The organism is Apibacter muscae (assembly GCF_007845595.1).
GTDB classification, from domain to species: Bacteria; Bacteroidota; Bacteroidia; order Flavobacteriales; family Weeksellaceae; genus Apibacter; species Apibacter muscae.
This window is the reverse complement of sequence record NZ_SELI01000015.1, coordinates 112,924-131,579: the sequence shown is the minus strand read 5'-3', so window position 1 is coordinate 131,579 and position 18,656 is coordinate 112,924. Positions and strand designations below refer to the sequence as shown.

Below are 18,656 nucleotides of genomic sequence, written 5' to 3'. Positions count from 1 at the left end.
TTTAATATTATTAATCTTATTTTAATTTATACAGGAATTTTATTTATAGCATCAATAAAAGCTTCTACAGAGGCCGTTGTAATATCAGTATTGGCTGAGAATCCATAATAAACTACGTCGTTATATTCAATTTGCATATGTACTTTTCCTAAATCGTCGCTTCCTTTATTAATGGCTTGAATAAGAAATTCCTGAATTGTTACTTGTCTTTTAATAATCTCTCTCACGGTTTTAATTGCTGCATCAACAGGTCCATTTCCAAAGGAAGAATTTGTGAATTTTTCTCCAGCTATGTTTAAAGTAACTACTGCTACAGATTTCATTCCTTTCCCTGATGAAATTTGTAAATATTCCAGCTTAATTCGGTTAGTGCTGTTTAATTCTCTTCCGCATAAAATTAATAAATCTTCATCATTGATATCTTTTTTTCGGTCTGCCAACTCTAAAAATTTAGTATAAATTTGACTTAATTCGTCTGCATCAACTTTTATATCTAATAAGTTTAATCTGCTTTTTAAAGCATGTCTACCACTTCGTGCAGTAAGAACAATGGAATTATCTTTTATACCCACTTCTTTAGGATCAATGATTTCGTAAGTAGATAAATTTTTTAAAACACCATCTTGGTGAATTCCTGAAGAGTGAGCAAAAGCATTTCTTCCTACTATTGCTTTATTGGGTTGAATTGGCATATTCATTAAGTTAGAAACCATCTTACTTAATGGATATATTTTTTGTGTATTAATATTTGTTTCTATATTTAATTCTTTGTGGCTTTTTATAGCCATAACAACTTCTTCTAAGGAGGTGTTACCGGCACGTTCACCAATTCCATTAATGGTAACTTCTACTTGTCTTGCACCATTAATTACACCCATAATTGAATTTGCGGTAGCCATACCTAAATCTTGATGACAATGGGTAGATAAGATTGCGTTTTTCATATCCACATGCTCAACTAAATATTTTATTTTCTCTCCGTATTCAGTAGGTAAACAGTAACCCGTGGTGTCAGGTATGTTAATAACTGTAGCACCTGCATTTACAACTGCTTGAACTACTTTAGCTAAGTATTCATTGTTAGTTCTACCAGCATCTTCTGCATAGAATTCGACATCTTCAACAAATTTTTTTGCATAGGATACTGCTGCAACAGCCCTATTTAGTATTTCCTCTTGGGTGGAGTTGAATTTATATTTAATGTGTAAATCAGAGGTTCCAATACCAGTATGTATTCGTTTGTTTTTTGCATATTTAAGGGCTTCAGCGGCAACTTCAATGTCTTTTTCAACTGCTCGAGTTAGTGCACAAATGGTTGGCCAAGTAACAGCTTTAGATATTTCGACAACTGAATTAAAATCTCCAGGGCTGGAAACAGGGAAACCTGCTTCAATTACATCAACTCCTAGTTCTTCTAATGCTTTTGCGACTTCAATTTTTTCAATTGTATTTAATTGACAACCAGGGACTTGTTCTCCATCCCGTAATGTGGTGTCGAAGATAAATAATTTCTCCATTGTACTTTTTATTCCTTGTTTATTTATGAAAAAAGCCTTTCTCTATACTAGGATGAGAAAGGCTTTTAATATTTTGTAATCATTTACTACATAAGCATTACTCATCCTGAGTTACGTCAGGATTAGAATAATACCTAAAATGTTAGTAAATATATTCATGTTCTTATTTTTCTGTACAAATTTATATACTTTTTACATTAAAAGCAAAACAAAACAAGATTTTATTTTTGGTACATTATAACAAAAGTTTTGTAAAGTCTGTCATTATAGTTTTCATTGTCAGGCGAAACTATATTTAGGTCAATATAAGAAACTTTCTTTACGTTAAATTTGTTTCCATACTCTTTTTGTAAATGTTTTATTTCTTGGGGTATACAAATTAAACCTATGTGTTTGTCTTTCATGTGTGGTAACATTTCTTTTAAACCATCATCTGTAATTGTCGGTATTTTTTTACCGTAATCCCACACAATTTCTGGGGTCATATATTTATAAGAATACAATTCTATATTAGTTTTTATAAGAGTTCTTAAATCTTTAGCAGATTTAAAATTGGTGTTGTGTGTAAAGCTTTTTGCTAATGGGAATACAAATACCATAATTATGCATTGATAAGCAATTAAAGTATAAAATCCTTGCTTGAAATTTTTTTTTAGTGAAAAATAAATTATTAAGCATCCAGTAAAGAACATGAATAGAGATGAGATGATTGCCCAGTTGAGTTGGGAAGAAATTTTTTCGTAAAATCCTAAAAATAGAACTAGGGGATACAATACCCCAACGATACCTAATAATATAAAATTAAACATTCCTAAAATTCTATCTTTTTTATTTTTCTTTCCATTAATCAGATATTCTATAAAAAATCCGGTATTTAGGGCTAGAGGTATTAAAGTAGGTAATAGGTATCGTACTTTTTTTTCAGGAATAATACTTAATAAAATTAAAGAAGATACAGTCCATAGAAGTGTAAATGTATAAGCTTTTTTATCAGAAACTTTATTTTTTAAATAAAAGTATTGAAGGCTAATTAAACTAAAAATACTCCAAATTCCTGATTGTAGAAAAAAGTCCCAATAATAGTAAAAGGGTTTTGAGTTGTAATCACTAATCCATCTGGATGTTTCTATTTTCGTCATTGCAGCTAAGGGTTCAGGGTCTTTAAAATGTATATATATAGACCATGAACTTCCTATAATTACACCAATAATTATGTAAATCAATATGGATTTATTGACTTGTTTATTTCTTAAATTGAATTTATAGGTAAATCCATAAGCAATTATAAAAGGTAGCAATAATGCATACAAGGAAATGGGACCTTTGCTTAGGATTGAAAAAGCTAAAAAAATTCCACCTAGTAAAGTATTCTTTAAAGGCTTTGAATCTGATTGCAAAAGATTCCATAAATAATAAATGGATACAATCATAAAACTATGACAATATATATCCCATTGATTATCCCTGCCTGCAAAATATATATAAAAGGATGTTATTAGTATAAGTGCATTATTTAAACTAGATTTTTTCGATAAATTTAATTTTAAAGAGAATTTATAAATATAAAACACCATAATCATGGTAATTATGGCAGATGGTAACCGAAGGAAAGTGGTAGTTTCAAAATCTAAAACAAAACCAAATGCTGCTGTAATCCAAGTGGGAAGTGGAGGCTTCTCGTATCTGGGCATACCATTCATTGTGGTTAATAACCAGTTTCCATCTTCAACCATTTCACGGGCTGTAATAAAATTACGAGCTTCCATGATGTTTATGGGGATAATACTTAGATTTGCTAAAAGAATGATAGCTGATACAATAAAGATTAAGGTATATGTAGCTTTATTAGATTTCATTATTTTTTGTTAAAATAATTATATTTCTTGTATACACAATTATTCCCATACAATGTCCAGCAAATAACACGGGGTCTCTTCTTATAATTGAATAGATAAATATTATTAAAGATCCGGCTAAGCTTAGTATCCAAAAACCCATGGGTAGTTCAGATTTTTTGAGCTTTTCAGAATACAACCATTGGTAGATAAATCTCATAGTAAATAAAAGTTGTCCGACTGTTCCTGCAATTAATAGCCATAACGGCATTATTTCTTTGCTGAATAATTTAAATATATCAATAGTGCCATTCCATAAACCTAAGCTTATTGATAGTATAGGGAAAAAATAAATAAAAAATCGGAAAACAACAGGGTATTTTTTCCATGCGTTATGGAGCTGTATGTTTCTAATGTATATATAGTAGGTAATCAATTGTCCGAGCATGATTGAAAAATCATGACGTAGGTATCCGTAGATAAATAAAAAAAAAGAGGCAACTAAGCTCACTTGCCAAAAAATTAGATCTGAAGTTACCTTTTTGTTTTTTTCTGCGGAAATCCATTGAATAATCATACGGCTGGAAAAAAGTATTTGAGCAGTAAAACCAAGACCTAATGTTAAATAATAAATAAGATTATGAGGGGTAGAAGATATATCTAGTAGAGTAAAAGTCATATTTTCTTTTCTTCTACTTTATAATTAATATATTTTTTTTTCATCCATAAATATGCAAAGCAATCACTAAAGGGACCTATTAATCGGTTCCAAAAATGAAACTTAGATTTTCCAGCCACTCTTTCAAAATGTTCAATAGGGGTTTGGATTATTTTTCCATTTTGTAGCAAAATCATGGCAGGAAGAAAACGATGCAAACCTTTAAACATAGGGATTCTCTTAGCATATTCAGTTTGTAAAATTTTTAAAGGGCATCCTGTATCATCCATTCCGTCATGAGTGAATGTGCGACGAATTCCATTAGCTATTTTAGAAGATAGATTTTTAGTTATAGAATCTTTTCGATTCGCTCTTACTCCTGTTATAAGTTGGTAATCATCTGCGTAAGGTAAGAGTAAATTAAAATCCATGGGGGATGTTTGTAGGTCGGCGTCTATATAACCTACCCAAGGGGTTTGTACATGATCAAACCCTGCTTTAATTGCAGGACTTAAACCATAGTTTTTATCGAATGAAATATATGAGAAATCGGTATTATTTTGACAAATTTTTTTAATAATATTTAGACTATTATCCTTTGATCCATCATTGACAAATAGAACTTTAGACTTTTTTTTTGCGCTTTTAATAAAGCGTTCCATTTCTTCTTTAACTCGTAAAAGGTTTTCTTCCTCATTGTATACCGGTATAATGACCGTTAATTCATATTCCATTGAAATCTGGATAAAAATAATTTTCAAATTTATTAAAAAATAACTAATTCTTTGCTTACAAAAAAATGTTAAAAACTGATATATTATATTTTTTTAATGAGTAATATAAATTACTTTTGAAAGTAATTGAAAATTAAAACATTAATATATAAATAGTAAAGTATGAAAGTAACCGTAGTAGGAGCTGGAGCTGTTGGTGCAACATGCGCTGATAATATAGCCAGAAAGGAAATAGTTGATGAATTAGTAATCGTTGATATTAAGGAAGGAGTAGCTGAGGGTAAGGCGCTAGATCTTACTCAGACGACTTCAATTTTGGGTTTTGATACATCAATTATTGGAAGTACAAACGATTATTCTAAAACTGCAGGAACTAACGTGGCTGTAATTACATCAGGTATTCCAAGAAAACCAGGAATGACTAGAGAAGACTTAATAGGTACGAATGCTGGTATAGTTAAAGATGTAGCGTCTAATATATTGAAATATTCTCCGGATGCAATTCTAGTAATAATTTCTAATCCTATGGATACAATGACATATTTAGCATTGAAATCTTTAGGGTTAAATAAGAATAGAATTATTGGAATGGGTGGAGCTTTAGATTCTTCTAGGTTTAAAACTTATTTATCTTTAGCATCAGGAGTATCTCAAAATGATATTCAAGCAACTGTGATTGGAGGTCACGGAGATACAACTATGATTCCATTAACTAGATTGGCCACTTGCCAAGGAATTAACTTTTCTAAGTTATTATCGGCGGATCAATTGCAAAAGGTAGCGGAAGATACTATGGTAGGAGGAGCAACGTTAACTAAATTATTAGGAACCTCTGCTTGGTATGCACCAGGAGCGGCAGGTATGGCTGTTGTGGAATCTATTATTAGAGATGAGAAAAAGATAATTCCATGTTCTGTTTATTTAGATGGAGAATACGGTGAATCTGATATTTGTATTGGAGTTCCAGTAGTGTTGGGTAAAAATGGTGTTGAAAAAATTATAGAATTAGATTTAAATGAGATTGAAAAAGAAAAGTTTAAAGCCTCTGCTCAAGCCGTAAGAAATATGAATCAAGTATTATTCGACATGAATGTTTTATAAAACTATTTTATTCAAATCTATTTGTTACAAATAGATTTGAATATTTATTGCGTTTTTAATAGTTGATATTGTTAAATATTAAGCGTATATATTAAGCGTATAATTCTACCATCTATCACATTAATATAGGATTTGCCTAACCTTTTGATCATAAATTATTTCATTTATTTTTCCAGTCATTTTAACTCGGTATTATTTCAATAAATTCTTTGAACTGTCTTGACTAATATTAAAAAACAATTGAAATTTTTTAATGGAATGTTTCATTATATTATACTTTTTATTTATTGTATTTTCCATGTATTATGCAATTATTTATCATATAATAGTGTAGTGGTTGTATGATTTGATGTTGTAACATTATAAATACATACAAAAAATGTTTATAAAATACTTTTTAAATAAACAATAGGTTTATATATTTGTAATTATTTATTGAATTTAATATAGTCATGAATTTAAAGGAGTTAAAACAAAAAATGGAAATTGGAGATTATATTCTAGCTTCAAAGATGCTTAAAATTACACCAGAAAATGTAAGAATAAGGTTTTCAAGAGAAAAAAAAGATGTTCTTGAAGTTTTAAAATTGATTATAGATAATCGTGAAAAGTTAATAAAGAAATTCCAAGAAAATGAAAATTAAGTATTGTAAATACTACATTAATTATGGTTTGTAATAGTAAAATAGGAATTATATAAGTTTTTTTATTCTTTAATTTATTACATACACAGATATATAAAATAAACAAATTTAATTGCAGGATTCAAGGATTTGATAGATTGTAAAATTTAGACTATAATCCTGTAATTCCCATTTGTTTCATTAAAAAAGTTGCATTCATATTCTCAGCTATTCCTCTTTGCATTTTATAGGAAAAACTAAGTTTATTATCAATAATATGGGATTCAAAACAATAGTTTTCAATATGGGAGGGGTATTGAACCTCTAATTTTCCTAATTCAAGATCATGAGTGGCAATCATTCCGTTGGATTTTAGATGGATCAATTGTTGAATTAAAGCAATTGATCCTTTTTGTTTATCTTCAGAATTTGTTCCTTTTAATATTTCATCAAGAATAATAAATAAATGTTCTCCAGATTTTAAACGATCGATAATCATTTTTAATCGTTTCAATTCTGAAAAAAAATAAGATTCATTATTAACCAAGGAATCAGAGGTTCTTAAATTGGTTACTAAATTACTTGGGGTAAAAAGGAAATCCTCTGCATAAACAGGCGCACCTAAACACGCAAGTAAATAATTGGTTCCAATTGTTCGAAGATAGGTACTTTTCCCAGCCATATTTGCTCCAGTTATAACCATAAAAAAAGATTTCTTATTTATGGTAATATTATTTTTAACACAAGTATTTCTAGATAGTAAAGGGTGCCCAATTTCTTTTCCTTCCAATATAAATTGTTCATTGGTGGGGTTAGGGATAATATATTCAGGATGATTATAAGAGAAGGTTCCTAGGGAAACAAAAGCATCAAATCTTCCAAGGGCTTGCATCCAAGGAAAAATAGATGAATGATAGTTAGTTAACCACTTTTCTATTAAATAAGCATAACGAACATTCCAAAGAAAAACAGGATTGAAAAATAAAACGATTGGGTAAGCCAAACCCATGTTTAGGTTGGAACAATACCTAGAGAGTTTATAAATAATTCTAGATGCTCTTTCTTTATGACCTAGTAGTAGGTTTTGATTAGTTTTTAATAATTCACTAGAAAAATTTTCATCTTCAATAACCTTAAATAGGTAAGAGTAAGAAGAAAGAACATCCGTTTTTTTATCAAAAATATTAAGAATTTTATTAACTTTTTTTATTTGTAAAGTGCTTATGGTAAAAGTTATGATCCATAGTAAACCTATCCAATAAGATGAAATGATACCTGTTAATGCTAAAATTAAACCTATGAGATATGTAATTGGGACTAGATATATGAATAAGCTCCAGAGTTTATTTTTATAAAAATAAATTTGGTTAGGTTTAAAAGATTTAGAAAATTTTTCAATGCAAATATCTTCCTTTTTATCAATAGTTCCCGATACCCTAAAGTGATTCATTAACTTAGGTTTATTTTTAAGTTCCTGAATAGCTTTTTGACGATTTATGATTTCATCCGTATTCGTAGAGGGCGTAACAAAGTATTCAATTAAAATATTTTTACCTAATGAACCTATGGTTCTATTTATAGATTGAAATAGGGATTGATCTCCAAATATATCAAGATCAAAACTGAAGCTATGTTCAGGATTAATTTCTTCTGGGGCCCCATCAAATGAAGAAAAATTATTATTTAAACCTTTTAATTCATTTTCAGCCAGATGAATTAAGGCTAAAGAGTATTTCTTCTTATAAAAAAGTTTCTCATGAACTTTTAGTAATAAGATGAAACTTATTAAAAAAAATAAGAATAATGTGAAAGTTAAATAGGTATTCTCCCAGAATCTATAACAAAAAATAATTCCTAAGAGAATACAGCTCATGCGTAAACAGGCTACAATTAAAATTTTCTTTTGTAGTGAATGAATGTTTTCCTTTTCTTTATTTATGATTTCATTATACGGTTGTTCAATACTCATGTAATAAATGTACAAACTTTTTTAAAAGTTTATATAAATATTAAAATAATTGATATTATATAAAATTTTAATTATAGGTTATTACTTAAATTTTTAGATATAAAACAAGTTGAAAAGTTTTTTACGATATTTGTAAAAAATGTATCATCTATTTATGGAAATAATTACTTGTATTTTATCTTTATTAGATAAAAATAAAGAAGTTGTTGTGCCAACCTTTGGGAAATTTAGTCTAAATTTTTCTTCAGTTACAGAGGATCATAGTACTGGAAAAGTATTACCTCCCCAAAAATATGTTGCTTTTGAACAGCCTCATAAGCTCAATGATATCTATTTAGTGAAAGAATTACAGGCTTATTTAAATATAAACCAGGATGAAGCAGAGAAAATCATGTTGGAAGAGATAGCGAAATGGAAAAATACTTTAAAAAATAACAATTCCCTAACGTTAAAAGGTTTAGGGTCTTTTACACTTGATAAAGAAAGAATTACTTATGAAGTAAGCAAAGATTGTATTTTTAATTATAGAAATTATGGTTTGCCTGAATTGTATGTTTCGTTAAAAGATATTAAAGCTTAGAATTGTTAAGATTCTTTATAGTTTAATAATTCTAAATTCTGTCCATCAAAGACCGCATAGGTAAAATAAACAATCCAATCCCCCAAATTAACATATCGACTTTCCATGGTTGAGCTTAGAGATAAGTTCATAGGTAAATGCCTATGTCCAAAAATAAAATAGTTATAAAATTTTTCTTTTAATTTTTCTTTAGAAAACAGAATTAGCCATTCATTATCCTCTCCTAAAAATTTAATATCTTCAGCTCCGCTAATTAATTTATTTTTTCTAGATAGATAATTCCCCAATGCAACTCCTATGTCTGGGTGTAACCACTGAAATAAAAATCTAGCAATAGGATTTGTAAACAATTTTTTCATCCGTTTATACCCTAGGTCTCCAGGTCCTAAACCGTCACCATGAGCAACAAAGAAGCTTTTTCCGTTTATAATAAATTCTTGTTCTTTTGTAAATAAAATTACTTGAAGTTCTTCCTGTAAGTAATCATTCATCCATAAATCATGATTACCTGTAAAAAAATAAATTTGAATTCCACGATCAGAAAGTTCTGCCAACTTGCCCAAAACCCTAATAAATCCTTTAGGAACTACCGTTTTATATTCATGCCAAAAATCAAATAAATCCCCTAACAAAAAAAGAACTTGTGCATCGTTACTAATTTTATTTAAAAATTCAATAAATATTTTCTCTCTTTTTTTAGAAGAATATTCATTAGGAGCTCCAAAATGCTGATCAGAAGCAAAATAAACCTTTTTACCTTCCAGTAATTCAATATTTATTGATCTTCCAATATCCATTCTCCGTAGGAAGTTTCAGTTTCAAATAATTTTAGTTTTGCTAAAACAATAGGCTCAGGAAGTTGAGAACTTATTTTGGAGGCAAAGTCCAATAACATATTTTCACAAGTAGGTTGATAGGGGGTAAAAACAACTTTATGACCTTCCAAAAGAAGTTTTTCTCCCAACTCTTTGTGTTTTGAGTTTACATTCAACAATATTGCATGGTCTAAAGGATCTATAATTAATTTTTTGATTATAGACTTTAAATCACCAAAATCCATTACCATTCCATTTTTTTTATGATTTAAATCCTCCAGAGGATTTCCTTTAATAGTAACATAGAGTTTGTAGGAATGTCCATGAATATTTTTACATTTTCCATCATAGCCCCATAAGGCATGAGCAGTTTCAAACGTAAAAATTTTAGTTAAACGAATCACTTTGTTTTATTTTTAATTACCTTTAAGCAAAGGTAAAATAAAAATACAATGTGGCAAACGTTCTTATCTAGCCTATTTCCTCTAAGATGTTTTGGTTGTGGGTTAATTATCCCTACACATCAAAAATATTTATGTGAAAAATGTCTGGGAAGGATGCCTTATACACATTGGCGGTTAGATTCTGAAAACTGCATGTACGAGAAAATTAATTCTTTAGTAAATATAGAATCGGCAAGCGCATTACTGTTTTTTGATAAAGATAATTTAACACAAAAACTAATTCATTTTCTAAAGTATAAAAATTATCCAGAACTTGGAGCATGGATGGCTGATCTATGGTTTGAAAATAACAAAAATCAAACATTTCTTAAAGATATTAAATCTGTGGTTCCAGTACCCATACACCGTAAAAGATTAAAACTAAGAGGTTATAATCAAGTGGTGCCGTGTGCTCAAAGATTGGCTCATCTTTTAAATTGTGAGTATAACAATTCAACATTGGAAAGAACCTTACATAAAAAATCGCAGACAACGCTGAACAAGTTTGATAGAATAGCAAAAATGAAAAATACTTTTACACGTATAAACAATAACTCCTCTCATTATTTAATTGTTGATGATGTTTTTACTACAGGTTCTACGATTGTTTCATGTGCAGAAGAACTATTAAAAATCCCCAATCAAAAGTTAGTGTTTTTACCTTAGCCATAGCGTAGAGGGATTTCAAGTGCTTAAATTCTAAATAAAATTTTAGGAATGTTTAAAGATTGATATGTATATTTTAGAAACTCATAAAAAGTGTTATAAATTCACAAGTGAAAATTGATTTATAGATAAAAAAAGATTCAAATTCGTTTAAGAATTTGAATCTTTTGTAAGTTAATTAAACCTTTGTAAATTTTAAACTTCTAAAGCTAAGTTTAAAACTTCAGACATTTCACTTACATAATGTACATTCAATCCTTTTATATATTCCGGATTTATCTTTTCAACATCTTTTCTATTCTCTTTACAAAGAATAACATCGGTGATACCGGCGCGTTTTGCTGCTAGAATTTTTTCTTTAATTCCTCCTACAGGCAGAACTTTCCCCCTTAAAGTAATTTCACCGGTCATGGCCCATTTGGATTTTACTTTTTTATGTGTAAATGAGGAGACTAAAGAGGTTAGCATGGCAATTCCAGCCGAAGGTCCATCTTTTGGGGTAGCTCCTTCAGGAACGTGAATATGTACGTTATTATTTTCGATAATGTCAGTATCAATGCCTAAATCTTTGCTATGGGCTTTTATATATTCTAAGGCAATTGTGGCTGATTCTTTCATAACATTACCCAGATTTCCGGTCATGCTAAGAGTTCCTTTGCCTTTGGATAATATACTTTCAATAAAAAGAATATCTCCCCCTACTTGTGTCCATGCTAACCCGGTTACCACACCAGGAACTTTGTTTTCTTCAGATTCTTCTGGCATCATAGGAGGCCCTAATATTTCTTCAATCTTAGCCTTATTAATTTTTTTGGTATACTCAGTTTCTCTAGTAATTAATAATGCAATATGTCGAACAATTTTTGCAATTTTTCTTTCTAAGTTTCTTACCCCAGATTCTCTAGTATAGGCTTGAATAATAAACTCCAGCTCTTTTTTTCCAATGGTTAGATCTTTTTTAGCTAATCCATGTTCAGAAATTTGCTTAGGCAATAAATATTTTGCAGAAATTTCAATTTTTTCTTCAATGGTATATCCGGATAGATCAATAATTTCCATTCGATCTAATAAAGCCGGTTGTATAGTTGCTAAATTATTAGCGGTAGCAATAAATAGAACTTTTGATAAATCATAATCAATATCTAAGAAATTGTCATGAAACTTATTGTTTTGTTCCGGATCTAAAACTTCTAGAAGAGAAGAGGAGGGGTCTCCATGTCCGCTTGTACCAATTTTATCAATTTCGTCAAGAACAATAACAGGATTAGAAGTTCCTGCTTTCTTGATGGACTGAATAATTCTACCCGGCATTGCTCCTATATAGGTTTTTCTATGCCCACGTATTTCAGATTCGTCATGCAATCCCCCCAAAGCAATACGTATATATTTACGACCCAGCGCAGAGGCTACTGATTTTCCCAAAGATGTTTTACCAACACCCGGAGGTCCATAAAGGCAAATGATTGGAGATTTCATATCTCCTTTTAGTTTTAAAACCGCTAAATATTCTAAAATTCTCTCCTTTACATCCGTCAATCCAAAATGATCTCGATTTAAAATCTTTTCTGCGTGTACAATGTCAAAGTTATCCTTGGAAAAGTGCTCCCATGGAAGCTCTAGCATTAGTTCTAAATAATTTCTTTGTACTCCATAATCAGGGGTTTGAGGATTCATTCGAACTAAACGGTTCAATTCTTTTTCAAAATGTTCATTGACTTCTTTGCTCCATTTCTTTTTGGAAGCTTTTTTTCTCATTTCTTCTGCTTCCTCTTCATGGGAAACGCCCCCTAATTCCTCCTGTATGGTTTTTATTTGTTGTTGTAAGAAATAGTCTCTTTGCTGTTTATTTAAATCTGAATTAACTTTATCCTGTATGGAATTTTTTAAAGTAATTTTTTGCAATTCAAGATTTAAGTGTTTTAAAGTTTCTGAGGCTCTGGATTCTAGGTTATTGATCTCCAATAATTCTTGTTTCTCTTTTACAGACAAATTTAAATTTGAAGCAATAAAATTAATCAGAAGAGTTGTACCTTCAATATTTTTTAAAGCAAAAGAAGCCTCAGAAGGAATAGCCGGATTTTCATGAATTGTTTTTATGGCAGTTTCTCTTAAGCTTTCAACAAGAACATTAAAATGTTCTGAATTTTTTTGGCTTACTTTCTTATCATTTAAAAGAGAAATTTCTGCTTTAAAATAAGGTTCTTCTTGAACAATTGAATTTAATGAAAACTTACGCATCCCTTGTAAAATAGCCATGGAACTGCCGTCAGGCATTTTAAGTAGTTTAATAATTTTTCCAATGGTACCTACTTTATACAAATCGTTTATTCCGGGTTCATCAATATTAGTATCCTTTTGTGTAATTACAGCAATGATTTTATCTTTTTTCTGTGCTTCAAGCAATAAGGATTTAGATTTACTTCTACCTGCAGTGATAGGAACTACAACCCCAGGAAACAAAACTACATTCCTAACCGTTAGTAAAGGCAATACGGTTGGAAACTCCTCATTCATCATTTTATCTTCCTCGTCTTGGGTGAGTAGAGGTATAATCTCATTTTCACCTTGTATGGCTTGGTTAAGTGACAATATGTCTAAATTAATCATGTTTTTTTTTTAAATTATAGGACAAATTTTCTTCTATTTTTAATAAGAAGACCATGTGAGTACTAAGCTATATTGTTAATTGCTTGAAAACAAGCAGAATAGATAACAGTTGACCAGCTTAGCAGATAGTAAAATTCAATTAATATGCCAAAGGAAAGAGGGGGGATGTAGGCGATAAATGAAACAATTATATCTTAATTAAATTTAAAATTTCTTGACTTCCATTATGGTAAGAAATTTTAACAAAGTATCTACCACTAGGCAATCTAGAAACGTTTATGGGTTGTTCTTCCAGCTGGTTTCCCAGATCTTTATTAAGCATAGAACTGCCCACCATGGAAAGGATGGATATATTTTTAATTGGTAAGCTAGAAGAATTTTTAATTTGAATGTAATCGCGAGCAGGATTAGGGTATAATTTTGACTTGGTGCTAGACTGCTGTTCAATAACAGGGGTGTCATTCTCAATAGTTTCTGCTTGTGCAGGTAAAGAGATTAACAAAAGACTATATAGTAAAGTAAAAAATAAATTTTTTTTCATGCAATAAAGAGATAAAATAACACTTAGCAAAATTAATAAAATAATTTTTAATTTTTATCGTTTATAAAAAGTTAATTTTTATTGTTTATAGAACCTAATATTTTCAGTATATTTGCAGGATTTTTTAAAAAATCTTGATAAAAATAATTTTTCTTTAAAATTTAATGAAATATACTTCAAAACTACTAATTATTCTGAGTTTTTATTGTTCAACAATAAATTGTGTTAAAGGTCAAAATACTTTTGGTAATGTTAGGTCAGAATCCATATTTAAGGATTTTCCTTATACCAAATTTGTAGATATTACTTATAGTCCTAGTACTTCTTCAGATTATAGAATAAAACAAGAAGGTTCTAAAATAGAAACGGGGAAGTTGCATGAGGAGAAAATGAGGGTAAATTTTTTGGTGCCTGTGTACAAAAAACCAGGAAAATTTGAAATATTAGCAGGAGGTTCTTATAAGTACCAAACTTACCATTTTACAGAGGTTGAAAATGATAAAACAAATCCATCATTTTTCAATCTTAATTCTAAAGAAGAAACGCATTATTTTTCAGGAAACCTAACTGGAATTTATTATGCAAAAATCATGAATAAATTAGTGGTTTTAAATGCCAATTTGTTGGTGGATGGTTCCAATCAAGGTTATGAAAGAACAATTGCTAGTTTTACGGCGACCCTTCCGCTTTATAAAAGTGATAAAACTTATTTTGCCTTAGGGGCTTATTTTACCACTTCACATTCTCGCTTGTTACCCCTAATGCCTACCCTTATTTATCAACATAAAATAAAGGACGGTCCTTGGTATATAGATGCTGTTCTGCCTAAATCTTTGTATTTAAGGCGGATGATTAATGAAAGGAGTAGGTTTTCTGCCGGTTTTTGGTTAGATCCTTCTGCTTCCTTTATTTATCCAGACCAAAAAGGGTTTAAGCAGGTGTATGTTTTTAATAAAGTAGAGGTTAAATTGGATGTAAAATACGAACAAAATTTGAATGAGAATTTTGGGTTTCAAATACAGGGTGGAATTTCTCAACCTTACAAAGGAGTTTTTCGTGAAACCAATTCCAGCAGAAATTTTGCTGACTTGTACCAAGACATGAATTTTTACCTCAATGCCGGAATTTTTTATAAATTAAAAAAATAGGTCTCGCAAAAGTAATTTAGCTCTAAAAATTAGAGCTATAAACTAAGGCTTAAATATATATAGTTTTATCTAAAAACAAATTTTTATTATATTTAGATAAAATACAACTAACCTTCTCAATAAAATGATCCTTTGGTTTTAGGTTGTTAAAGTTAAAACGATAAAGGTTTCCATTTTTTGGGTTTGTCTTTTAGTATGTATAACACTTATAATTGTATTGAAAGGATGGAAAAAAAAGTATTAAATAAATTTTTAGCTAAACCCAAAGAGAAACATAAGGTTGCAGATTTTAGTTCTAATTATACAGCAGATATAACCAAAGAAGAAGCGGAAACTTTATTGCAGAATAATATTCTTGAGATGAGAAAATTGCAAGATCGTTTGTATGCGCAAGACCAGCATTCTGTGCTTTTAATTTTTCAAGCCATGGATGCTGCCGGTAAAGACGGTACCATTAAGCACGTTATGTCGGGGATTAACCCGCAAGGTTGCCAGGTATTTTCCTTTAAACAACCATCGCAAGAGGAATTGGATCATGATTTTCTTTGGAGAATTCATAAAGCCATTCCTGAAAAGGGTAGGATGGGTATTTTTAATCGCTCGCACTACGAAGATGTATTAATTACTAAGGTTCATCCTTCTATTTTATTGGGAAGTAAATTGCCACATATACAATCTCTGGAAGATGTGAACGAAGATTTTTGGAACCGTCGTTATAAACACATCAACGATTTTGAAAATTATTTGGTGGATAATGGAACGCTTATTCTTAAATTTTTCCTTAACGTTTCTAAAGACGAACAAAAAAATAGATTTCTGTCTCGTTTAGAAGATGAAACCAAAAATTGGAAATTTTCAATTTCCGATTTAAAAGAAAGGGCTTACTGGGACGATTATATGAAAGTGTATTCAGACCTTTTAACCGAAACTTCCACAGAGGTAGCTCCTTGGTATGTAATTCCGGCGGATAATAAATGGTTTATGAGGTATGTGGTTAGCCAGATTATTTGCGATAAAATGAGAGAATTAAACGTACAATATCCTACTTTAACCCAGGAAGATAAAGAGAATTTAGAAAAAGCAAAGCTTTTACTCCAAGAGGAAGAAAAGAAGAAAGAAGATAAAAAGGACGACAAAACCAAGGTTAAGACTGCTTCAAAAGATATGAAAAAGGATAAAAAGAAAGCCAAGAAGAAGAATTAACCTTTTCTTCTTTCTACCAATTTAAAGAAACGGGAACAGCCTAAGTTTGTAAACTTAGGCTGAGTTTTTGGTAGTAGAAAACAACCTGTATTGTGTACAAATTTTAGCAAAAAAAGCAAATCTGTCTATTATTGATTGTTCATGCATTTCATAAACCCACTCCTAAATTTTTAAATTCTTTCATCGAAGATTACGAATGAATAACCAATAGTTTCCAACTAGTATTTAGTTGATCTAAATTTTATTTTCTCCCTTATAGATACCAAGTTATATTGGCTGTATTTACTTTATCCATACTTTTACTATTTCATGAAATGAAAAGTGTAGTTATATTTTTGTATTTCATATAAATATTTCAATGATTAAAAGAATTAATCAATGGGCGTATTGGCAACAATATGGGTTCCGGCAACTTTTAAATCTTTTGCGGCTGCTCTTGCCAAATCAGAACGAGAGGCTTCGGAAAATAGCGTGGAAATAAAGGGCATTACAAATAAAACTCCTTGGGCAGTTGTTGTTAAACGAGCTTTGGTTGCTTCTGCTCCATCTTTTACCATAGTAGGATTTATTCTTCGTGGATTATAATTTTCCATGTCACTTACTTGTTTGGAATATTTGCCATTATTCAGTTCTTCCAATAATTTTTGTGCTTCCGGGTCTCTATTCAACACCGGTCTGGACTTTCCTTTGAGCTTAGCCAATTTTCTGTTTAGTTCAGCGTCTTTGAAGGTGTGAGGTAAATTTTTGGTTCCTTGAATTAAATTTTCTAAATAAATAATGTTGTATTTTCCGTTTGCATCTACGCCCACCTTAGCTATGTCCGAAATATCTTGTGTTACATCGTCCGGTTTTTCAACGGAGGGCCAAAAAGTATTTTTATCGATATTTGTCTCCTGTTCTTTTCCGTTCACTACTTGGGTTTCTTTGTAATTGTTCATGGCATCGTAGGTAGCATTGTCTTTTAAATCGCCAATGTTTTCATTCCATGTTCTTATACCTGCTCTTTCTGCATAAAAAATAGCACTAAAGGCAACAAAACCGGCTGCAAATTTCCCTGTAATCATACTTCCTGCCATAACTTTCCCACCCAGGGTGGTTGCAGAGCCTACGGAGGCAAAGGCTGAGGGAAAGAAAAACCCGGCACCAAAGGAGGCTGCGGTATTCAACCCCAGTTCCCAGCGGTTGTTGGAAGCAATAGCTTCTGCGGCTTTTTTAGCAGTGGCTTCGCTAAAGAAAGGGGTTAGAACCCCACCGTTTCCACATTTTAAAATGGAAGAACGGGTAACAGCCGTATAGCCGTTAAAACGTACGCTTCCGTGTACCAAAAACCATTTTCCACCCCCTAAAGGATCTGTGCATTTATGGTTAGATGCTTCTATAATCTTTGATACACCGTATGCACATAATAAAGCTCCCCCTATTATCCAACCTACAGGATTGGAAAATACTAAAGCTCCAACAATTATTCCTGCACCAAAAGCTAAAATAGAAGCTGCAATATTCCACGGAGATTTACAGGTAAAAGCCTCATTTAAATTTCGATCTTGAATGGTTAAAAGGACTTTTTCTCCACTGCTTTTACCGTGAAAAACACTGGGTTTATCACGCGAATGCGAGAATTTTTTAGGATCAGCCCCTAGTTGGTAAGTGCAAACCGCAAAAACCTCATCTTTGGATAAATAAGAAGTGCCCATATTCTAATAATTTAAGTATTTATTTGTAAATTCTAAATATTGAAACCAACCTGTATTTCCCGTTAATAATGAAAATAAAATTATAAGGACAAACAAAAAAGCAGATAATATTAGTAGAAAAGGAATTAAAGCTATACTATAAATAATATAATCTAAGAATATTTGTTTTTTTGTAACTTTTTGTATGAAGGAATTTTTAAGAAGTGCAATGTTAGAGTAATCATCCCCACTCCATTTCATAGTTTTATTATTTGTAGTAATCCAAAAATAAAAATTATCTTTTTTAAGATTTATACGCAGTACAAAACCTAACTTTTTCTTAGGAAATAGGGAAAACAGATTAAAATTTAAAATTTCTGAATATAAAATAATTTTGTTTTCTTTACCTTCAATTAATAATTGATTTTTTTTAAAAATTAAATTAAAATACTTAGTTGATTTCTGTTCAAGTGCAATTAGAGATCCCACTATGGCAATAAGTGAAAATATAATAAAATATATTCGATCATAATTGAATCTGCT

The 18,656-nt window shown here is 30.4% G+C and carries 16 protein-coding genes; 6 read left to right on the top strand and 10 right to left on the bottom strand.

Annotation, left to right across the window (positions count from 1 at the left end; all coding sequences use genetic code 11):
* Positions 1-26 precede the first annotated feature (26 nt).
* The 4 genes from ETU10_RS01720 to ETU10_RS01705 all read right to left on the bottom strand — a co-directional run bounded on the left by ETU10_RS01720 (position 27) and on the right by ETU10_RS01705 (position 4,744).
* Positions 27-1,517 (bottom strand): 2-isopropylmalate synthase, encoded by a 1,491-nt coding sequence (locus ETU10_RS01720; RefSeq protein ID WP_146309485.1) that lies wholly within the window; start codon positions 1,515-1,517, stop codon positions 27-29.
* A 221-nt stretch (positions 1,518-1,738) separates the two neighbouring features.
* A complete protein-coding gene (locus tag ETU10_RS01715; protein WP_146309484.1) occupies positions 1,739-3,373 on the bottom strand; it encodes an ArnT family glycosyltransferase in 1,635 nt (544 codons plus the stop codon).
* Positions 3,363-4,031, bottom strand: coding sequence for a lipid-A-disaccharide synthase N-terminal domain-containing protein (locus tag ETU10_RS01710; protein ID WP_146261445.1), 669 nt, complete (start codon positions 4,029-4,031; stop codon positions 3,363-3,365). The genes ETU10_RS01715 and ETU10_RS01710 overlap by 11 nt, the downstream gene beginning before the upstream one ends.
* Positions 4,028-4,744: a glycosyltransferase gene (locus ETU10_RS01705; protein ID WP_146309483.1), complete on the bottom strand. Its 717-nt coding sequence runs from the start codon at positions 4,742-4,744 to the stop codon at positions 4,028-4,030. The genes ETU10_RS01710 and ETU10_RS01705 overlap by 4 nt, the downstream gene beginning before the upstream one ends.
* Positions 4,745-4,906: 162 nt before the next feature.
* On the opposite strand from ETU10_RS01705, the gene mdh reads away from it, so the two are divergent.
* Positions 4,907-5,845 (top strand): malate dehydrogenase, encoded by a 939-nt coding sequence (gene mdh / locus ETU10_RS01700; RefSeq protein ID WP_146309482.1) that lies wholly within the window; start codon positions 4,907-4,909, stop codon positions 5,843-5,845.
* A 452-nt stretch (positions 5,846-6,297) separates the two neighbouring features.
* On the top strand, positions 6,298-6,489 hold the full coding sequence (locus ETU10_RS01695) for a hypothetical protein (RefSeq protein ID WP_146261442.1): 192 nt from the start codon (positions 6,298-6,300) through the stop codon (positions 6,487-6,489).
* A 151-nt stretch (positions 6,490-6,640) separates the two neighbouring features.
* Here the strand turns inward: ETU10_RS01695 and ETU10_RS01690 are convergent, their stop codons facing one another.
* A complete protein-coding gene (locus ETU10_RS01690) occupies positions 6,641-8,437 on the bottom strand; it encodes a MutS-related protein (RefSeq protein ID WP_146309481.1) in 1,797 nt (598 codons plus the stop codon).
* A 154-nt stretch (positions 8,438-8,591) separates the two neighbouring features.
* Between ETU10_RS01690 and ETU10_RS01685 the strand changes: the two genes are divergently transcribed.
* Positions 8,592-9,017 carry an HU domain-containing protein gene (locus ETU10_RS01685; RefSeq protein ID WP_146309480.1) on the top strand — a complete coding sequence of 142 codons (426 nt, stop codon included), beginning with the start codon at positions 8,592-8,594 and terminating at the stop codon, positions 9,015-9,017.
* A gap of 5 nt (positions 9,018-9,022) precedes the next feature.
* On the opposite strand, the gene ETU10_RS01680 is transcribed toward ETU10_RS01685, so the two are convergent.
* Positions 9,023-9,814, bottom strand: a complete 792-nt coding sequence (locus tag ETU10_RS01680) for a UDP-2,3-diacylglucosamine diphosphatase (RefSeq protein ID WP_146309479.1) — start codon at positions 9,812-9,814, stop codon at positions 9,023-9,025.
* Positions 9,793-10,236: a 6-pyruvoyl trahydropterin synthase family protein gene (locus ETU10_RS01675; protein ID WP_146291538.1), complete on the bottom strand. Its 444-nt coding sequence runs from the start codon at positions 10,234-10,236 to the stop codon at positions 9,793-9,795. Before ETU10_RS01675 ends, ETU10_RS01680 begins: the two co-directional genes overlap by 22 nt.
* Positions 10,237-10,284: 48 nt before the next feature.
* Here ETU10_RS01675 and ETU10_RS01670 point away from each other — a divergent pair, with 48 nt between their 5' ends.
* Positions 10,285-10,941 (top strand): ComF family protein, encoded by a 657-nt coding sequence (locus tag ETU10_RS01670; protein WP_146309478.1) that lies wholly within the window; start codon positions 10,285-10,287, stop codon positions 10,939-10,941.
* A 195-nt stretch (positions 10,942-11,136) separates the two neighbouring features.
* Here the strand turns inward: ETU10_RS01670 and lon are convergent, their stop codons facing one another.
* Positions 11,137-13,548, bottom strand: a complete 2,412-nt coding sequence (gene lon, locus ETU10_RS01665) for an endopeptidase La (RefSeq protein ID WP_146291534.1) — start codon at positions 13,546-13,548, stop codon at positions 11,137-11,139.
* Positions 13,549-13,735: 187 nt separating this feature from the next.
* Entirely contained in the window at positions 13,736-14,089 is a 354-nt protein-coding gene (locus tag ETU10_RS01660) for a T9SS type A sorting domain-containing protein (protein ID WP_146261435.1), read from the bottom strand.
* A gap of 164 nt (positions 14,090-14,253) precedes the next feature.
* Here ETU10_RS01660 and ETU10_RS01655 point away from each other — a divergent pair, with 164 nt between their 5' ends.
* Complete coding sequence (locus tag ETU10_RS01655) at positions 14,254-15,237, top strand: hypothetical protein (protein ID WP_146309477.1); 984 nt, start codon at positions 14,254-14,256, stop codon at positions 15,235-15,237.
* 225 nt (positions 15,238-15,462) lie between these two features.
* Positions 15,463-16,440 (top strand): polyphosphate kinase 2 family protein, encoded by a 978-nt coding sequence (locus ETU10_RS01650; RefSeq protein WP_146309476.1) that lies wholly within the window; start codon positions 15,463-15,465, stop codon positions 16,438-16,440.
* Between the two features lie 371 nt (positions 16,441-16,811).
* Here the strand turns inward: ETU10_RS01650 and ETU10_RS01645 are convergent, their stop codons facing one another.
* On the bottom strand, positions 16,812-18,134 hold the full coding sequence (locus ETU10_RS01645; protein WP_146309475.1) for a hypothetical protein: 1,323 nt from the start codon (positions 18,132-18,134) through the stop codon (positions 16,812-16,814).
* Between the last annotated feature and the right edge of the window lie 522 nt (positions 18,135-18,656).

Coding starts and splice junctions, on each gene's coding strand:
- ETU10_RS01695 (WP_146261442.1), top strand. CDS start 6,298: ATGAATTTAAAGGAGTTAAAACAAAAAATGGAAATTGGAGATTATATT.
- ETU10_RS01690 (WP_146309481.1), bottom strand. CDS start 8,437: ATGAGTATTGAACAACCGTATAATGAAATCATAAATAAAGAAAAGGAA.
- ETU10_RS01645 (WP_146309475.1), bottom strand. CDS start 18,134: ATGGGCACTTCTTATTTATCCAAAGATGAGGTTTTTGCGGTTTGCACT.
- ETU10_RS01705 (WP_146309483.1), bottom strand. CDS start 4,744: ATGGAATATGAATTAACGGTCATTATACCGGTATACAATGAGGAAGAA.
- ETU10_RS01655 (WP_146309477.1), top strand. CDS start 14,254: ATGAAATATACTTCAAAACTACTAATTATTCTGAGTTTTTATTGTTCA.
- ETU10_RS01650 (WP_146309476.1), top strand. CDS start 15,463: ATGGAAAAAAAAGTATTAAATAAATTTTTAGCTAAACCCAAAGAGAAA.
- ETU10_RS01715 (WP_146309484.1), bottom strand. CDS start 3,373: ATGAAATCTAATAAAGCTACATATACCTTAATCTTTATTGTATCAGCT.
- mdh (WP_146309482.1), top strand. CDS start 4,907: ATGAAAGTAACCGTAGTAGGAGCTGGAGCTGTTGGTGCAACATGCGCT.
- ETU10_RS01670 (WP_146309478.1), top strand. CDS start 10,285: ATGTGGCAAACGTTCTTATCTAGCCTATTTCCTCTAAGATGTTTTGGT.
- ETU10_RS01660 (WP_146261435.1), bottom strand. CDS start 14,089: ATGAAAAAAAATTTATTTTTTACTTTACTATATAGTCTTTTGTTAATC.
- ETU10_RS01710 (WP_146261445.1), bottom strand. CDS start 4,031: ATGACTTTTACTCTACTAGATATATCTTCTACCCCTCATAATCTTATT.
- lon (WP_146291534.1), bottom strand. CDS start 13,548: ATGATTAATTTAGACATATTGTCACTTAACCAAGCCATACAAGGTGAA.
- ETU10_RS01720 (WP_146309485.1), bottom strand. CDS start 1,517: ATGGAGAAATTATTTATCTTCGACACCACATTACGGGATGGAGAACAA.
- ETU10_RS01680 (WP_146309479.1), bottom strand. CDS start 9,814: ATGGATATTGGAAGATCAATAAATATTGAATTACTGGAAGGTAAAAAG.
- ETU10_RS01685 (WP_146309480.1), top strand. CDS start 8,592: ATGGAAATAATTACTTGTATTTTATCTTTATTAGATAAAAATAAAGAA.